The organism is Agromyces sp. Root81, assembly GCF_001429165.1.
In the GTDB taxonomy this organism is placed as follows: Bacteria; Actinomycetota; Actinomycetes; order Actinomycetales; family Microbacteriaceae; genus Agromyces.
Window position 1 is genome coordinate 1823589 of sequence record NZ_LMIR01000002.1, and the last position, 16817, is coordinate 1840405.

At 67.7% G+C, this 16817-nt stretch carries 12 protein-coding genes; 9 read left to right on the forward strand and 3 right to left on the reverse strand.

What is annotated here, in order from left to right:
• Nucleotides 1–25 precede the first annotated feature (25 nt).
• Complete coding sequence (locus ASE14_RS13675) at nt 26–796, reverse strand: FadR/GntR family transcriptional regulator (protein ID WP_056655447.1); 771 nt, start codon at nt 794–796, stop codon at nt 26–28.
• Between the two features lie 123 nt (nt 797–919).
• Between ASE14_RS13675 and ASE14_RS13680 the strand changes: the two genes are divergently transcribed.
• From ASE14_RS13680 to ASE14_RS13715, 8 genes are all read left to right on the forward strand, one after another.
• On the forward strand, nt 920–2035 hold the full coding sequence (locus ASE14_RS13680; RefSeq protein ID WP_056655450.1) for an enolase C-terminal domain-like protein: 1116 nt from the start codon (nt 920–922) through the stop codon (nt 2033–2035).
• Between the two features lie 91 nt (nt 2036–2126).
• On the forward strand, nt 2127–3146 hold the full coding sequence (locus ASE14_RS13685; RefSeq protein ID WP_082600694.1) for a LacI family DNA-binding transcriptional regulator: 1020 nt from the start codon (nt 2127–2129) through the stop codon (nt 3144–3146).
• Between the two features lie 198 nt (nt 3147–3344).
• On the forward strand, nt 3345–4556 hold the full coding sequence (locus ASE14_RS13690; protein WP_235511374.1) for a sugar ABC transporter substrate-binding protein: 1212 nt from the start codon (nt 3345–3347) through the stop codon (nt 4554–4556).
• Nucleotides 4557–4561: 5 nt separating this feature from the next.
• Nucleotides 4562–5488 carry a carbohydrate ABC transporter permease gene (locus tag ASE14_RS13695; RefSeq protein WP_082600896.1) on the forward strand — a complete coding sequence of 309 codons (927 nt, stop codon included), beginning with the start codon at nt 4562–4564 and terminating at the stop codon, nt 5486–5488.
• Between the two features lie 13 nt (nt 5489–5501).
• Nucleotides 5502–6392, forward strand: coding sequence for a carbohydrate ABC transporter permease (locus ASE14_RS13700; protein WP_082600696.1), 891 nt, complete (start codon nt 5502–5504; stop codon nt 6390–6392).
• Nucleotides 6393–6399: 7 nt separating this feature from the next.
• The gene (locus ASE14_RS13705) at nt 6400–7614 is read left to right on the forward strand and encodes a Gfo/Idh/MocA family protein (protein WP_056655460.1); all 1215 of its coding nucleotides are present in this window, start codon (nt 6400–6402) and stop codon (nt 7612–7614) included.
• A 113-nt stretch (nt 7615–7727) separates the two neighbouring features.
• Nucleotides 7728–11573: a discoidin domain-containing protein gene (locus tag ASE14_RS13710; RefSeq protein ID WP_056655462.1), complete on the forward strand. Its 3846-nt coding sequence runs from the start codon at nt 7728–7730 to the stop codon at nt 11571–11573.
• Between the two features lie 132 nt (nt 11574–11705).
• Nucleotides 11706–12155, forward strand: coding sequence for a hypothetical protein (locus tag ASE14_RS13715; RefSeq protein ID WP_056655465.1), 450 nt, complete (start codon nt 11706–11708; stop codon nt 12153–12155).
• Nucleotides 12156–12236: 81 nt separating this feature from the next.
• On the opposite strand, the gene ASE14_RS13720 is transcribed toward ASE14_RS13715, so the two are convergent.
• Complete coding sequence (locus tag ASE14_RS13720; protein WP_056655468.1) at nt 12237–13151, reverse strand: Ku protein; 915 nt, start codon at nt 13149–13151, stop codon at nt 12237–12239.
• 87 nt (nt 13152–13238) lie between these two features.
• Here ASE14_RS13720 and ASE14_RS13725 point away from each other — a divergent pair, with 87 nt between their 5' ends.
• Complete coding sequence (locus ASE14_RS13725; RefSeq protein ID WP_056655471.1) at nt 13239–15704, forward strand: ATP-dependent DNA ligase; 2466 nt, start codon at nt 13239–13241, stop codon at nt 15702–15704.
• A gap of 45 nt (nt 15705–15749) precedes the next feature.
• Here ASE14_RS13725 and ASE14_RS13730 read toward each other — a convergent pair whose 3' ends face one another.
• A complete protein-coding gene (locus tag ASE14_RS13730) occupies nt 15750–16649 on the reverse strand; it encodes an SDR family oxidoreductase (protein WP_056655472.1) in 900 nt (299 codons plus the stop codon).
• Nucleotides 16650–16817 lie beyond the last annotated feature (168 nt).

Sequence of the window (16817 nt, forward strand, 5' to 3'; positions counted from 1 at the left end):
TCGAACCGAGCGCGAACCGCGCCGGTCAGCGGTCCGCGTTCACCGAATCCCCCCACGTCCACATCTGCGAGATGTGTTCGCTGAGGGTGCTCAGCGCGTCGTCGGTTCGCCCGTCGCGAAGTGCACGGAAGATGGCCCAGTGCTGCCGATTCGCGGCGTCGTACGAGTCTCGCGGTGCGGCGACGACTCGACTCGGCGGGGGCATCTCGTCGACCAGCAGATGCACGATGCCCTCGGTCAGCTGGTTGCCCGCGCGACGCTGGTACACCCGGTGAAAGGCCAGGTCGGCTGCCTGCAGGCGGTCGAAGGAGGACTCGGCGTCCATGGTGCGCAGGTGCCCCTCCATCACCTCGAAGTCCTCGTCGGTCAGATTCGGGGCGGCCTCGGCGAGGAGGGAGAGGTCGAGATCGAGGCGGAGCTTCACGGCATCGCTCCGGATGCGCGCTCCCACGTTCAACGCCAGCGCGGTGCGCAGCACACTCGGATCGAGGAGGTTCCATGTGGAGGACTCGCGCACGACGGTGCCCTCGCCCTGGCGAATGGTGACGAGTCGGGCGGCCTCGAGGAATTTCATGGCCTCACGGGCGACCGGTCGACTGACTTCGAACTCTGCGACCAGCTGCGGCTCAGGCGGGAGCAGCGAGCCGACGGGGTACTCGCCCGAGATGATCCTGCGCAGCAGCTCCTCCGAGACGACCGTGCTGAGGCGATTGGGACGATGCCCCCGACGGCTTTCCGATGCTCTCGACGCGAGGTCTCGCGCTTCGGGTCGTGAGCGAACCGGTGAAGTCTCCATGCCATCCTCCCGTCGAAGCTCCTCTAGGTCTGCATCGTAGCTTGTTCGTCAAACGTCAAACGTGTAACGTTTGCAAAGCGCCGTCGCACTGGCAGCGGGCTCCGTCGTTCGAGGAAGAGCTCTATGAAGATCACCCACGTGGAAGTGTGGACCGTCCCGGTGGCGGCACCATCGCCGTCGTTCAAATGGCGTGCAGGGCTGCCCGGCAGCGGCGCTGCGGGGGAGCGGGGCATCCTTCGCATCGGTACCGACACCGGCGCGACGGGGGTGGCCTTCGCGTCACGCCCCGGCAGTGCTTCCATGTTGCGCGACCTGGTCGATCGCGTCTGGCGCGATGAGCTCGTCGGGCAGGACCCGTTGCAGCGTGAGCATCTCTACCATCGCATCTGGGAGCTGGACCGACTCGAGGAGTTCGCCCTCCCGTACCTCGGCACGGTGGACCTGGCGCTGTGGGACCTTGCCGCGCGTGAGGCGGGGCTGTCCCTCTGGCAGTTCCTGGGAGGTGCGAGGACGCGGATCCCCGCGTATGCCTCGACCACGACGTTCGAAACGACGGAGGAGTTCCTCGCCGTTGCGGATCGCGCACTCGAGCAGGGTTACCCGGCGATCAAGCTGCACGCGTGGGGCGATGCGCGTCGAGACGCAGCACTGTGCCAGGCGCTTCGCGACCACGTCGGCCCCGACGTCCCGCTGATGTACGACGGTTCCGCCGGGTTCGACCTCCCTGACGCCATCTTCCTCGGGCACGCACTCTCGGACGCGGACTACCTCTGGTACGAGGAGCCGATGCGCGAGTTCTCGGTCTCGGCGTATGGGGCGCTCGGCCGTGCAGTCCGCGTGCCGCTGCTCTCTGCCGAGACCTCGGATGGCTCCTACATGAACTCCGCCGATTTCGTCAGTGCCGGCGCGGCCACGTTCGGACTGCGCATCTCGGCAGAACTGCGAGGAGGCATCTCCGGCGCGATGCGCACCGCACATCTGGCCGATGCCTTCCGGTTGCGTGCCGAGCCCCATGGCATGGGGGAGGCCGAGCGTCACCTCTGCATGGCCGTCAGCAACGCGACGTATTACGAATCGCTCGTCACCCACACCGAGTTCGTGCGCACTGACGGGATCGACGTCGATGGCTACCTGTTGGCGCCGGTCGGCCCGGGCGTCTCCCTGCCGAGAGGGCTCGACTACCCGCACGAGCTGGCGGACTATGTGAACCCCGATCCGGTCTCACTCGCCGGCGCCTGACCTCGACCGGGAGAACCTGTGCGGGTCGGAGCCGTGGCCCGGCTCCTGCGCGAGCCGGCCACGCCACCGTGACGGCTAGGCTCGTGGAATCATGAGTGCACGAGCCGGCAAGGAGCGCCCGCGGGTGACCCTGCGCGAGGTCGCCGCCCATGCCGGGGTCTCGATTGCGACCGCCTCCTACGTGCTCACGGGTACGCAGAAAGAGGGTGCGCGGTACTCGGATGAGACGGCGGAGCGGGTGCGAGCATCCGCCGCCGGGCTCCACTATCTGCCGAACCGGATGGCACGGTCGGTGCGGACGGGCCGAACCGGCGTCATCCAACTCGTGCTGCACATGCTCGGCGATCCGTGGACGCTGAGCATCGCGGAGTCCTTCACCGAAGCGACTCCCGAGCTCGGGTGGACGACGCTGATCGCCTTGGATTCCGACTTCGCGGCCGCGCTCGTGCGAAGTGAGTTCGATGCCGCATTCGTTGCGGCCGCCGACGCCTCGGAGAGCACTCAGTGGCGTGATGCGCTCGGCCCCCTGGCTCGCAAGGTGTCGGTCTACTCGGCATACCTCGAACCGGACGGCTTCGACGTCATCCGCTTCGATGAGCGTCGCGCTGCTCGGATGGCGGTCGAGCACCTGCTGGAGCGACATCAGCGGGTGGCCTGCCTCGCGGTCGCTCCCGATCGCGAGTCGCCTCGCGAGAGCGTTCGGCGGCAGACGTACGTCGAGACGCTTCAGTCGGCGGGGAGGTCCGTCCCCGACGGATACATCGCCGAGTACGCGAAGGATCTGCTCGACCCGTATCGCGCAGCCCGAGTGCTGCTGGACCGTGACGACCGACCGGATGCGGTGTTCGCGGAGGCCGACTTCGCCGCCTTCGCCGCGGCGCACACGGCGCGGGAACTGGGGCTGCGTGTGCCTGAAGATGTCGCCGTCATCGGCATCGGCGACTCTCGTCAGGCCGCGCAGTCCGACATCAGCTCGGTCGGTGCCGTCGACATGCGGGCCCGGATCATCGAGTTCGTGCTCGCGCGTGCTCAGGATGCCGAAACGCCGACGAACCGCATCCTGGAACTCGAGCCGACCCTCTTCGCGCGCGGGTCGACCCGCGCGGACTGACTCGTCGGGATCCGATCGTCCCGAAAACCTGCGCCCCTCTTGACCGAAACATCTGACGTTCGTTACAGTCCTGCATAATCGTTTAAGCGCACCAAACGATTCAGTGGACATCGACCGAACATCGCATCGTCGCGATGGAAAGGAACCGAAATGCAATCACGTGCTCTTCGCTCTGGCGCGGTAGCGCTGGGGGCGGCGATGGTCGCCGCACTCGCCCTCGCCGGATGCTCATCAGGCGGTGGCCAGGACGGGCCGACCACGCTGAACTACACGATCTGGGATCAGAACCAGGAACCGGCTCTTCGCGAGGCGGCAGACGAGTTCGAGAACCAGAACCCGAACGTCGACGTCGAGATCACCGTCATCCCGTCGAAGGACTACTGGACGAAGATCCAGACGCAGATGTCCGCGGGGACCGGGCCGGACGTCTTCTGGGTGAACGGGCCGAACTTCCAGCTGTACGCATCGAACGGCCAGCTGGCCCCGCTCGACGACACCGGCATCGAGGCCGGCGACTACCCGGAATCCCTGATCGATCTCTACACCTACGACGGAAGTCTCTTCGGTGCGCCCAAGGACTTCGACACCATCGGCGTCTACTACAACAAGGCGCTCTTCGACGCAGCGGGTCTCGAGTACCCCGCCGCAGGGTGGACGTGGGCGGACTTCCAGAACGCAGCCCAGAAGATCAGCGATCCGGCCAACGGCGTCTACGGCACCGCTGCAGCGCCGTACGGACAGATGACGTACTACAACACGATCCTCCAGGCCGGCGGCGAGATCATCTCCGAGGACGGCACGACGTCGGGGTACGACACTCCGGAGGCGGCAGAGGGCGTGCAATTCTGGGCCGACCTCATCGAGAACGGTTCGTCGCCGACCCTCCAGCAGATCACCGACACCTGGCCCGGCGATACCTTCAGCTCGGGGAAGATGGGCATGTTCCTCGACGGCTCCTGGGCAGCGGGCACCTACAGTTCGGCGGAGGCGATCGCCGACGTGATCGGTGTCGCGCCGCTGCCGATCGGTCCGTCCGGGGAGAACACCTCGGTCGTCCACGGCCTCGCGAACGCCGCTTCCGCGAAGTCCGAGAACCTCGAGATGGCCAAGAAGCTCGCGGTCTTCCTCAGCGGAGAAGAGGCCGCCGGGATTCAGGCGAAGACGGCCACCGTGATCCCCGCGTTCAACGGCACGCAGCAGGCCTGGGTCGATGCCCTGACGGCGATCGACGCGCAGATCTTCCTCGACGCGGTCGAGACCGGGGCGCCCCTGCCCATCTCGAAGAACACGACGGCCTGGGTGCCGGTCGAGGAGGACTACATCAAGCAGATCCTGTCGGGTCAGATCGACACGGAGACCGGCTTGAAGGACCTTGCCGGTGAGATGAACGACCTGCTCGCCGAGGAGTGAGCACGATGGCGCGACTGCGCGGCCGGGAGGCCGCACCGCGGCGAACGGCCGCGCAGCTGAGCCGAGGGCGGGCCTGGTGGGCACTGCTGTTCATCGGGCCCGCGGGCCTCGGGCTCGCGGTCTTCTACCTGTGGCCGATCATCAGGGGCATCTACCTGTCGTTCCAGGACGTCGGGCCCTTCGGCGGCGAGACCTTCGTCGGCATCGACAACTTCATCGAGGTCTTCGCCGAGCCCGATCTCGGCCGCGCCCTGTTGAACACCCTGCTGTATGCAGCGATCTGCCTCATCGGCATCCCGGTGGCGATGATCGTCGCGGTGCTGATCAACACGAAGGGGCTCAAGGGGCGAGGTCTGTTCCGGGTCCTGTTCTTCCTCCCGGTGGTCACCATGCCGGTCGCGGTCGCACTGGTGTGGCGGCTCCTGCTGAACGTCGACTACGGCGTGTTGAACCTCAGCCTCCGGGCCATCGGCCTGCCGGGCGTCGCCTGGCTCTCCACACCGGTCGTCAACATGGTCGTGATCGCGATCGTCGGCATCTGGATGGGGCTCGGCACGCAGATCATCATCTTCACGGCGGGGCTGCAGGGCATTCCCGACACCCTGATCGAGGCGGCAGAACTCGACGGCGCAGGTCCGGTGCGGCGATTCGTCTCCGTGATCGTGCCATTGCTCTCCCCGACGACCTTCCTGCTGAGTGTGCTGAGCGTGATCGCGTCGATGCAGGTCTTCGACCTGATCTTCCTCATGATCGACCCCAACAACCCGGCCCAGTCGCAGTCGCAGTCCTTGGTCTCCCTCTTCTACGCCAAGGGCTTCCTTCAGCATGATCTCGGTGCCGCCGCCGCGATCGCCTGCGTGCTGCTCGCGATCATCCTGGTGCTGAGCGCCATCCAGTTCCGACTTCAGCGACGGTGGGTGCACTATGAGTGAGTCGACGTCGGTCATGACGCGCGAACGAGCACCGGTCGCGGTGCGTGAACCGGCACCGGTCACGACGCCGCGTCGCGCCCGCCGTGCACCGGGCAAGCCGTTGACCTGGGTCTACGCCCTCCTGATCCTCGGATCCGCGGTGATGGTGTTCCCGTTCATCTGGGAGGTCCTGACTTCGCTCAAGACCCTGTCCGGGGCGTCCTCCGTGCCACCGCAGATCCTCCCGGATCCGTTCACGACCCGCGCCTACACCAAGGTCTTCGACACGTTGCCGTTCTGGAACCTGCTCGGCAACTCGATCCTGCTGACCGTGATCCGAACGCTCGGTCAGGTCCTGCTCTGCACGATGGCGGGTTACGGGTTCGCCCGCTTCCACTTCCGGGGCAAGAACGTGCTGTTCATCGGATTCCTCGCGGTGCTGATGGTTCCCGGTCAGCTCTTCCTCCTGCCGCAGTACGAGATCATCCGCGAGCTGGGCCTGCTCGGCACGATCCCGGGTATCGCCCTTCCCGGACTGTTCAGCGTCTTCGGCACCTTCCTGCTGCGACAGTTCTTCCAGACGCTGCCGATGGAGCTCGAGGAGGCCGCGCGCCTCGACGGTGCGAACGAATGGCAGATCTTCTGGCGCGTCATGCTGCCGCTCGCCAAACCCGGGATCATCGCGCTCACGTTGCTGACCGCGCTGTGGTCGTGGAACGACTTCCTCTGGCCGCTCGTCGTCTCGGGCAGCGTCACCTCGATGCCGTTGAGCGTCGGCCTCAGCCTGCTCACGGATCTGCGTCTGCGGGACGACGCGCTCCTCATGGCCGGCGCACTGCTGAGCTCCCTGCCGATGATCGTCGTCTTCCTCGTCCTGCAGCGACAGTTCATCCAGGGCATCGCCTTCACCGGAACGAAAGGTTAACAACCGAATGGGCAACACACGGATGCCGGTCGGCATCGTCGGATTCGGAGTGCGCGCGCTCCTCACCGAGGAACTCGCAGATCGGGTGGATGTCGAGATCAGGGTCATCTGCGACCCCTCCGAGCGTGCTCGTGCTCGCGCTCGCGAGCAGTTCCCGGAGGCGCAGGTCACCGGCTCCCTCGACGAACTGCTCGAGGCCGGTGTCGAGGCCGTGTTCGTGCTCTCGCCCGACGACACGCACGCCGACATCGTCTGCCGGTGTCTCGCCGCAGGGGTCGCCGTGTTCTGCGAGAAGCCAATCGCGATCTCCATCGAGGACGCCGATCGCATGCTGGAACTCGCCCGGGCCACGGGTGCGCGGCTGTACCTCGGCCACAACATGCGGCACATGCCCGTCGTGCGGTTGATGCGCGACATCATCCAGTCGGGCCGCATCGGCGAGGTGAAAGCGATCTGGTGCCGCCATTTCGTCGGACACGGCGGGGACTACTACTTCAAGGACTGGCACGCCGAGCGGTCGCACGTGAACTCGCTGCTGCTGCAGAAGGGGGCCCACGACATCGACGTGATCCACTGGCTCGCCGGCGGGTACTCGCAGCGCGTCTCGGGGATGGGCGGTCTCACGGTCTACGGCGAACCCGGCCAGCAGGGCGCTCGTGGCGGCCAGATGATGACCGACTGGATCAGCACCGACAACTGGCCGCCGACAGCTCAGACGGGAATCAATCCGCTCGCGGACGTCGAAGACCTGTCGATGATCACGATGCGACTCGACAACGGCGTGTTCGCGAGCTACCAGCAGTGCCACTACACGCCGGACTACTGGCGCAACTACACCGTGATCGGCACGGAAGGCCGACTGGAGAACGTCGGAGACGACTCGGACGGCGTCGTGAATGTGTGGACGCGACGGCATTCGGGCTTCGCGCAACCGGATGAAGTGATCGAGATCCCCGAGGCGTCCGGATCCCACGGCGGCGCCGACCCCGTGCTGCTGGGCGAGTTCCTGCGTTTCGTCCGAGAGGGAGGGGTCACCGAGACCTCCCCGATCGCCGCACGGCAGGCCGTGGCGGTCGGGGCGCTCGCCGCTGAATCCATGCGCAGCGACCAGGGGGCTCGCACGATTCCCGCCCTCGCGCCGGATCTCATCCGCTACTTCGACGACGGCCAACCGGGTTCGCACGGCACCATCCCGATGGCCACCGCTGCGGCGGACCGCTGATCCGACCGCACCTCGACGCCTCCACCTCCAGACGCAGTACCTCCGTGCTCCCATCGCGGGAGCCGCTTCCCGATCTCGTTTCATCGAAGAACCGATCATCCAGAGGAGTACTCATGAAAGACAGGCGAACGAAACCGATCGCGATCCTCAGCGCCTCCGCGCTGGTGACCACCGCGATGGCGATCGGTGCGATCACCGGTCCCGCCCAGGCCCAGCAGGTCGGCGGGAATGCACCATTCATCAACTCATGGCTCGTGTCCGGTCCGGTCGACACCGCCGTCGCCGACGAGATCTACGGCTGCGAGGTGCCCGAAGTCGTCAACCTGGCGTCGTCGGCGACGGCGACGGCCTCGACGGCCCTCGCCGCGAACCCGCCGGCACAGCTCATCGACGGCGACGTCCGCAAGCAGTGGGTGGGGGAGAGCGCCTCCGCTCCGACCGTCACCCTCACCTGGGAATCGCCGATCGCGCTCAACGAGGTCCGCTTGGCGCAGTGGGGCGACGGCCGCCACGTGAACCAGTCGTACCGGCTCGCGTTCACGTTCGAGGACGGCACGGTCGTCGATTCGCCGAACGTCGCCAGCACCTCGAACGCCCCGACCTCTCCGACCGTCTACACGCACGCGGAGACGCTTCGGGATGTCGTGTCGCTGACCGTCACGATCGACCCGGATCTCAGCCCGTACCCGGGGATCACCGGGCTGTCCGAGATCGAGGTCTACGAGCGGGCGCGGCCGGCCGAAGGCGAGGAACCGATCACCCCGGAGCTCGGCGGCACGCTCGGCACGGAAGCGGCGTCGACCACGTGGGAGTACTTCGACGACCGGCTGTACAACCGCAACTACGACGACTACCAGGACCTCTACGGCTACTACTCCGTCAAGAAGGGCGAAGACACGCGGAACAAGTTCGTCTACGCGCACACCTACGTGTACAGCCCCGAAGCGCGCACGGCGTTCGTGAACGTCGGGGCCAGCGGTTCGTACCGGCTCTATGTGAACGACCACTGCATGACTTCGCCGAGCACGCCCGTCGAGGTGCAGAAGGACCTGACCAAGCAGGAGGTCGAACTGCAGGCGGGATGGAACAAGGTGCTGCTGCAGATCGAGCACACCTACACCGAGGACGTCAACGCCGATGGCGTTCCGATCGCCAAGGACCAGAACGTCGCCTACCTCGGCTTCTACGGTCGGATCAGCGATGAGAGCGGCAACCGGATCGACGGCATCGTCAGCTCGGTGAGCGGTCCCTCGAAGGAGCTGCAGATCGACACGCAGCCCCTCGAGAGCCCCAGCGCCGGCGAGGACTCCCTGCCGAAGGGAGCGCTGCCGACCGGCTACGTGGACTGGCCCTACGTGTGGAACAAGTCCGTCACCGCGAACGCGTACGGCGTCACCGCGTCGCCCTTCCAGTTCACTGCCAGCGGCGGCACGCCGGGGTACACGTGGAAGCTCATCGACGGGGAGCTCCCGGCCGGCCTCGAGCTGAACGCCGACGGCACGATCGCCGACGGCCTCGTCGACGGCACGGTGGATCTCGCCAACCCGAAGGGGATCATCAGCCCCAACGCCCGCATCGGCGACTACGCGTTCACCCTCGAAGTGACCGACGGCACCGGCGCGACCGCGAAGAAGGAGTTCACGCTCACGGTCAAGGATCGACCCAACCGCAAGTTCGAGGAGGGGCGCGTCAGCGCGCTCACGCACGCCACTCCGATCTACAGCTACTTCATCGACCCGAACTACTCGGTCGACCAGTGGGCCGAGCGCGCGAAGGGGCAGGGCCACTCGTTGGTGACGCTCGAAGCGCTGCAGCAGAACTACCACTGGCCGTCGAAGTTCGCCGACCCGGCGCATGATCGCAATCAGTACATGCCGAAGGATGCCGACGGCCACGTCGTCGACGGACTGATGCCCTTCGCCGACGCCGTTCATCGGTACGGCATGGATCTCGGGATCTACTACGCGACAGAGGGCGGCGGCCTGCAGCACTACTCGACCGACGTGTTCGTGCAGAACGTCGAGGATCTGCTGAACCGCTACGACCCGTCGTATCTCTACTTCGATGGTCCGCAGGCCATGCGCGGCGCGAACTACGACGTGATGTACAGCGCGGTGCGCAACCACGGAGCAGACGTGATCATCAACTCCAACGCCTGGGGGGAGGAGTTCGGAGACCCCGACGCCCGCACCGATGAGGCATCGGGCCTGTTCTCCAACACCGGCCCCGACCACTTGGCCAAGCGGTCGCCGATGGAACCGTGGAAGATGATCCGGACCAAGAATCAGGTGTCGCCCTACTACGGACAGCGCGACGACTTCCGGATGGTGGTTCAGGAGACGGTCATGAACGCCGGGCGCGGCTACGTCGACAACAACGACCAGACCGTGATCGACAGCCGCGGCCCGAACTGGCATTCGCCCACCGAGATGGCGACGCGCTACCCGAAGGGCGTGCAGGAGTTCATCGACGTGCGCGATGCCATGGTCGACTGGTGGGAACCGGCTCCAGGCGTGAACCTGCACGAGTCGATCACCGGCACGGTGCCGTTCTTCCTGCCGGGCTACGGCTACGACGACGACGGGATCGGCAACTACGACGAGTTCGCTCACCCTGACGCCACGACCGGGCCGCAGTGGGGCTATGCGACCAGTCGTGACAACAACGTCTACCTGCACATCGTGAACGGTCCGGACGGCAAGCAGGGATTCGGCGCGATCGAGAACCGTCAGCTGACGATCGGGGCGATGAACCACACCGTCACCGCCGTCACCCTGCTCAACGGGGATCAGCCGATCCAGTCCTTCAGCCAGGACGGCGATCAGCTGTCGCTCGATCTATCCGATGTCGCCGAGGACCCGATCGACACGATCATCAAGATCGAGACGGATGACACGGCCCGCGAGTACGAGCTGACCGACGTCACCGTCGACGCGGAGGCCCGCGACGACGGCCGGTTGCAGCTCGTCGCCGGCGGATACATGACCTACCCGTCCCTGCCCGCCGAGCTGGACAAGGTCAAGTACCACGTGTCGAGCAAGAAGGTGGTCACCGTCGGCAAGGACGGACTGCTGGTGCCCCGTGGAGACGGCTCGGCCACGGTCACCGTGACCGGAAAGGCCGATGGCGTCACCAAGCGCACAGAGGTCGAGGTCACGGTCGTCAACGGCGTCGCCTTCATCGGCGAGGACCTGACCGGGGCAGTGTTGCGGATCGACGGCAAGGAGACCTTCGGCGCCTTCGCGCACAACGCGGAACTGTCGTATGCCCTCGAGGGGCGCTCGGCGAACGGCCGGTCCGTGCGGCTGGACGCGGCCGACATCACCTGGCACGCCGGTGAGGTCGACCTCGACGGCGGCACCAAGACGGCGCCGATCGCGATCACCGAGCTGGACACGTTCACCTTCGCCGACGGCACGGTCTCCACCCCGGAGGTCACCGAGACGAAGCGTGGTGTCATCTGGGCGGACGTCGTGCTGGACGGGACGACGATCACGAGCAACCGCGTGTTCTTCGACCTGCTGCCGACGAGCAATGTCGCCGGGTCGGCGAAGATCACGGCCAGCGATGGTTCCGCGTCGACGGAGAAGTTGATCGACGGGATCGAGATCGACGCGGACCACCTCAGCGGGTCCGGGTGGTCGGTGGCCGGAGACGCGTCGTCGTGGGTGCAATTCGAACTCGCGAAGCCGAGCGCTCTGTCGAGCATCGACCTGACCTTCAACTCGGCGGGCCAGCGCTACATCAACACGCCGGCCACGATCCAGATCCAGACCAGCACCGACGGTGAGACCTGGCAGGACGCTGGAGCCGTGAACGGTCCGAGCGGCGGGGTCTACTTCGGGTCCGACGACAACTATCCGCTGTCGGGAACCGCGCAGTACGTCCGGGTCTCATTCGCGGACGGCTCGCAGGGATCGACGCTCGATCTGCTCGAGGTGGCGATCAACGCGATGTGAGTCGGTTCCGTCGCCGACGGCCCCGGTGATTCGGGCGAGATCTCAGCTCGAATCACCGGGGCGCCCGCGCTTGTACGCGTGTCGGAGGGCGCCGCTAGACTCTTCTGGTCACACGATCAGGGGGCATTTCATATGCAGAAAATCATCACGTCCACTGCGCTCGTCTTCGCGGGCGCCCTGCTTCTCTCGGGCTGCGCCACCGGCAGCGGCACCGCCGACTCGGGCGCTGAGGCCTCGGCCGACTCGTGCGAGGTCGTCCGCGTCGCGGTGCGCGACATCTCGAACGGCGCGCAGAACGCGATCCTCGCGGTCTCCGACCCGGCAGAACTCCAGGCCTCCCTCGACGCGCTCTCCGAGCGTGCCGACGCGCTCGACGAGCAGGCGGCCGACGACACTGCCCTCGCCGAGGCGCTCGACGCCCTCGACGAGAAGATCGACGCGGCGAGCGACTGGGCGGCGACGCTGCCCACCGCAGCCGAGATCGAGGCCGGCACCGAGATCGACGCCGAGGCCCAGGCGGCTCAGGTCGAGGGCATCCAGGCGGCGGCAGTGTCGATCACCGAGGTCTGCACTGCGAAGTAGCGAGCGTCGTCGAGGGGGTCGCGCGCGAGATCGGCGCGGCACTCCCGACGATCACGCAGGTGACGAGCGCGCGGCATCCGTTCATTCGGAGGCCGCGCGCTTTCGCGTGCTCGCCGTCTTCTTCGTCTCCTTCTCCGCGGACGCTGTCGGCGCCTTCTTCGCCTTCGTCCCGCCACTGCGGCTCTTCGCCGCACCGGAACCCGCGCCCGACTCCCGCTTCGCGGCGATCGACTGGCGCAGCGCCTCCATGAGGTCGATGACCTCGCCGCCGGCCTCCTCCTCTGGCTCCTCGCCGAACGTCGCGGCGGTGTCGATCCCCTCGCCCTGCTCGAGCTTGGCCGCGATGAGGGTGCGCAGCTCCTGCTGGTACTCGTCGACGTACTGCTCGGGGTCGAAATCGGAGACGAGGCTCTCGACGAGCTGCTTCGAGAGGTCGAGCTCCTTCGCCGAGATCTTCACCGGCTCGGAGAGCGAGGCGAAGTCCGCTGCGCGCACCTCGTCGCTCCAGAGCAGCGTCTGCACCATGAGCACGTCGCCGTGCACGCGAAGCGCGGCGAGCCGCGTCTTCTGTCGCAGCGCCATCTGCACGATCGCGGTGCGGTCGGTGGACTCGAGGGTCTCGCGCAGCAGCACGTAGGCCTTCGACGACGCCGAATCCGGCTCGAGGTAGTAGCTGCGGTCGAACATGATCGGGTCGATCTGATCGTTCGGCACGAACTCAACGACCTCGATCTCGCGACTGCGCTCGGCGGGCAGCGCCTTCAGGTCGTCGTCGGTGATGACGACGGTCTGCTCGCCGTCGTCGTAGGCCTTGTCGATGTTCTTGTAGTCGACGACCTTGCCGCACACCTCGCACTTGCGCTGGTACCTGATGCGCCCGCCGTCCTCGTCGTGCACCTGGTGCAGTGACACGTCGTGGTCTTCGGTGGCGCTGTACAGCTTGACGGGCACATTCACGAGGCCGAATGTGACCGCCCCCTTCCAGACGGCTCGCATGCCTCCAGTACACACCAGCGGCACGCATGCGCGATACCCCTCGCGCCGACCTCGTGATCGGGGCCGTGCACCGGCATGATGGTTGGCATGGCCGACGGCGCGCGCCGACTCGTCGAGGTCGACGGCCGCCGCCTGCGGCTGACGAACCTCGACAAGGTCATGTATCCCGAGACGGGCATGACGAAGGGCGAGGTGATCTCCTACTACGCGGAGATCGCCGCCGTCATGGTGCCGGTGGTCGCCGGGCGGCCGGTGACGCGCAAACGGTGGGTTCATGGCGTCGGCACAGCGGATGCCCCTGAGCAGCCGTTCTTCGAGAAGAACCTCGCCGAGCACGCTCCCGAGTGGGTGCGCCGCGGCATCCAGCACCACTCCGACGGCGACAAGGGGTATCCGATCGTCGGTGACCGCGCGACGCTCGTCTGGCTCGCGCAGCAGGCCGCCCTCGAACTGCACGTGCCGCAGTGGCGCTTCGACGCCCGCGGGGAGCCGGCGAACCCCGACCGCATGGTCTTCGACCTCGACCCGGGCGAGGGCACGGGGCTCGTCGAGTGCGCGGAGGTCGCCCGGCTCGTGCGCGACCTCATCGCGGGCATGGGCCTGGAGGCGGTGCCCGTGACGAGCGGCAGCAAGGGCATCCACCTCTACGCGGCGCTCGACGGCTCGCAGAGTTCCGAGCAGGTCTCTGCGGTCGCGCACGAGCTGGCCAGGGCCCTCGAGGCCGATCACTCCGACCTCGTCGTGTCGAGCATGCGCAAGACGCTGCGCACGGGGCGGGTGCTCATCGACTGGAGCCAGAACAACGGCAAGAAGACGACGATCGCGCCGTACTCGCTGCGCGGCCGGCCGCGGCCGACCGTCGCCGCGCCGCGCACTTGGGAGGAGCTCGACGACGCCGGGCTCCGCCAGCTCGAGGCGTCCGAGGTGCTCGAACGGGTCGCGACGTCGGGCGATCCGATGCGCGCGATCACCGAACGATCCCACGGCGGACCGCTCGCCCAATACCTGTCGATGCGGAGCGCCACGGCCACGCCAGAGCCGATGCCGGCCTCGGCATGGGGTGAGGCGAGCGCGGGGGCGCCGCGATTCGTGATCCAGGAGCACCATGCCAGGCGCCTGCATTTCGACCTGCGGCTCGAACGTGACGGGGTGCTGAAGAGCTGGGCCGTGCCGAAGGGCGTGCCGGAGACCTCGGGCGCGAACCACCTCGCCGTGCAGACGGAGGACCACCCGATGGACTACGCCGCGTTCGAGGGCACGATCCCGAAGGGGGAGTACGGCGCAGGGGCCATGACGATCTGGGACTCGGGCACCTACGCGACCGAGAAGTGGCGCGAGGACGAGATCATCGTCGACGTCGACGGGCAGCCGGGCGGACCGCTCGGCGGGCCGGTGCGGCTCGCGCTCATCCGCACCGACGGGCACGGCGAGAAGAGTTCGTGGCTTCTGCACCGCATGAAGGATCAGCATGCGGACACTCAGCGGGTTGAGGAGGCGCGCCAGCGCCGTCTCGAAACGCCCACGCCGGGGCAAGCGGATTTCGAGGCGCGTCCTCCTGCGTCGGGCGCGCTTCAACCCGCGGCGGGGGTCGGCCCGATCACGCAGCGCCCGATGCTCGCGACCGCGGCGACGGTCGGCATGCTGGCGGGGGAGGACTGGGCGCTCGAGTGGAAGTGGGACGGCATCCGGGTGCTCGCCCGCGTCGACGCCGGCGGCGTGCGACTGCTCAGCCGAAACGGTGTCGACATCACCGCCCGCTACCCCGAGCTCGCCGGGTTGCCGGCCCTCGTGCGGGGTGATGCGCTCCTCGACGGCGAGATCGTCGCACTCGACGCCGACGGCCGACCCGACTTCGGGCGGCTGCAGCATCGGATGAATCTCACGAGACCGCGCGAGATCGAGCGCGTCGCGGCATCCGTGCCCGTGCGCCTGCTGCTCTTCGACGTGCTCGAGGTCGGCGGCCTGCCGGTCGTCGACGAGCCGTACCGGGATCGCCGCGCGCGTCTGGCCGGCCTCGTCAGGGTCAAGCGCGGCGTGCCGGTCGAGGTGCCGGCGCCCGCCACGGGCGACCCCGCCGAGGCGCTCGAAGAGAGCCGCCGTCTCGGGCTCGAGGGCCTCGTCGCGAAGCGACCCGACTCCCGGTACCGAGCAGGCGCCCGCAGCAGCGATTGGCTGAAGCTCAAGCTCACCCTCACGCAGGAGGTCGTGATCGGCGGCTACCGACGCGGCGTCGGCACGCGCACCGGGCGCATCCGCTCGCTCCTCGTCGGAATCCCGGGCGATGGCGGGCTCGAGTACGCCGGGCGCGTCGGCTCGGGGCTCGGCGAACGCGAACTCGAACGGCTGCTCGGCACGCTGCGTCCGCTCGAGCAGACCGAATCGCCCTTCGTGCAGGTGCCGGCTGCCGACATGAGCGATGCGGTGTGGGTGCGCCCCGAGCTCGTCGGCGAGATCGAGCTCGGCGACTGGACGAGCACCGGGGTGGCGCGGCATCCGCGGTGGCGGGGACTCCGACCCGACAAGTTTCCCGCCGACGTCGTGCGCGAGTCCTGACCCGCTCGCGCGCGGGCGCCGTGGTGGTCACGCGAGCGTGCGCGGTCAGAGGCCCCGGCCGCCGGCGACCGGCAGGATCGCGCCCGAGACGTACGACGCCTCATCGGACGCGAGGTACACGTAGGCGCCGGCGAGTTCGGCCGGCTGTCCGGCCCGGCCGAGTGGTGTGTCGTGCCCGAACTCGGGCAGCGTGTCCGGCCATCCCGTCGACGGGATGAGCGGCGTCCAGATCGGCCCGGGGGCGACCGCGTTGACGCGGATCCCGCGCGGCCCGAGCTCCTCGGCGAGGGCCTTGGTGAATGCCACCAACGCGGCCTTCGTCATCGCGTAGTCGACGAGCGCCGACGACGTGTCGAAGCCCTGGATCGAGGTCGTCGTGATGATGCTCGAACCCGCGTCCATGAGCGGCACCGCGGCGCGGGCGAGGAAGACCGGTGCGAAGAGGTTCACGCGCATCACGGTCTCGAAGTCGTCGGTCGGAATCGTCGAGATGCCACCGCGCTCGCGCTGGTGGGCGGCGTTCAGCACGAGCAGGTCGAGCCCGCCGAACGCCTCGTGGCTGCGGGCGACGAGTTCCTGGCAATGGGTCTCGTCGCGCAGGTCTCCTGAGAGCAGCAGCGGGTCGGACCCGGCGTCCGAGATCCACCTCGCGGTCTCGTCCGCGTCCTCCTGCTCGCTCGGCAGGAAGGCGATGGCGACGCTCGCGCCCTCGCGGGCGAAGGCGATCGCGACGGCACGTCCGATGCCGGAGTCTCCGCCGGTGATGAGGGCGCGCCGGCCCTCGAGTCGCCGACTGCCCCGGTAGCTCTGCTCGCCGTGATCGGGAAGGGGGGACATCCGCTCGGTCAGGCCGGGCGGCACCTGCTCCTGTCTCGGGAACGGGTCGGTCGTGTGCTTGGTCGTCGGGTCGATGAGCAGATCGTTGGTCAGACGGTCGTCGGTCATGGGACCTCCTCGGATCACCGGCCACAGTACGCGCACGCGACGGAGTGCAGCAGGGGATTGACAAGCGGGCCGCCGGCGTCCGCACCAGACGACCGAGCGGCATCGACGGCTGCCGGTAGCACGGGGCCGGAAGGGCGGTCAACCCCTAGCCGCGGGCCCACGCGGCTC

Excerpts from the sequence above, each read along its gene's own strand:
- ASE14_RS13705 (WP_056655460.1), top strand. The coding sequence starts at position 6,400 with ATGGGCAACACACGGATGCCGGTCGGCATCGTCGGATTCGGAGTGCGC.
- ASE14_RS13675 (WP_056655447.1), bottom strand. The coding sequence starts at position 796 with ATGGAGACTTCACCGGTTCGCTCACGACCCGAAGCGCGAGACCTCGCG.
- ASE14_RS13700 (WP_082600696.1), top strand. The coding sequence starts at position 5,502 with ATGACGCGCGAACGAGCACCGGTCGCGGTGCGTGAACCGGCACCGGTC.
- ASE14_RS13715 (WP_056655465.1), top strand. The coding sequence starts at position 11,706 with ATGCAGAAAATCATCACGTCCACTGCGCTCGTCTTCGCGGGCGCCCTG.
- ASE14_RS13710 (WP_056655462.1), top strand. The coding sequence starts at position 7,728 with ATGAAAGACAGGCGAACGAAACCGATCGCGATCCTCAGCGCCTCCGCG.
- ASE14_RS13725 (WP_056655471.1), top strand. The coding sequence starts at position 13,239 with ATGGCCGACGGCGCGCGCCGACTCGTCGAGGTCGACGGCCGCCGCCTG.
- ASE14_RS13690 (WP_235511374.1), top strand. The coding sequence starts at position 3,345 with ATGGTCGCCGCACTCGCCCTCGCCGGATGCTCATCAGGCGGTGGCCAG.
- ASE14_RS13720 (WP_056655468.1), bottom strand. The coding sequence starts at position 13,151 with ATGCGAGCCGTCTGGAAGGGGGCGGTCACATTCGGCCTCGTGAATGTG.
- ASE14_RS13680 (WP_056655450.1), top strand. The coding sequence starts at position 920 with ATGAAGATCACCCACGTGGAAGTGTGGACCGTCCCGGTGGCGGCACCA.
- ASE14_RS13695 (WP_082600896.1), top strand. The coding sequence starts at position 4,562 with ATGGCGCGACTGCGCGGCCGGGAGGCCGCACCGCGGCGAACGGCCGCG.
- ASE14_RS13685 (WP_082600694.1), top strand. The coding sequence starts at position 2,127 with ATGAGTGCACGAGCCGGCAAGGAGCGCCCGCGGGTGACCCTGCGCGAG.
- ASE14_RS13730 (WP_056655472.1), bottom strand. The coding sequence starts at position 16,649 with ATGACCGACGACCGTCTGACCAACGATCTGCTCATCGACCCGACGACC.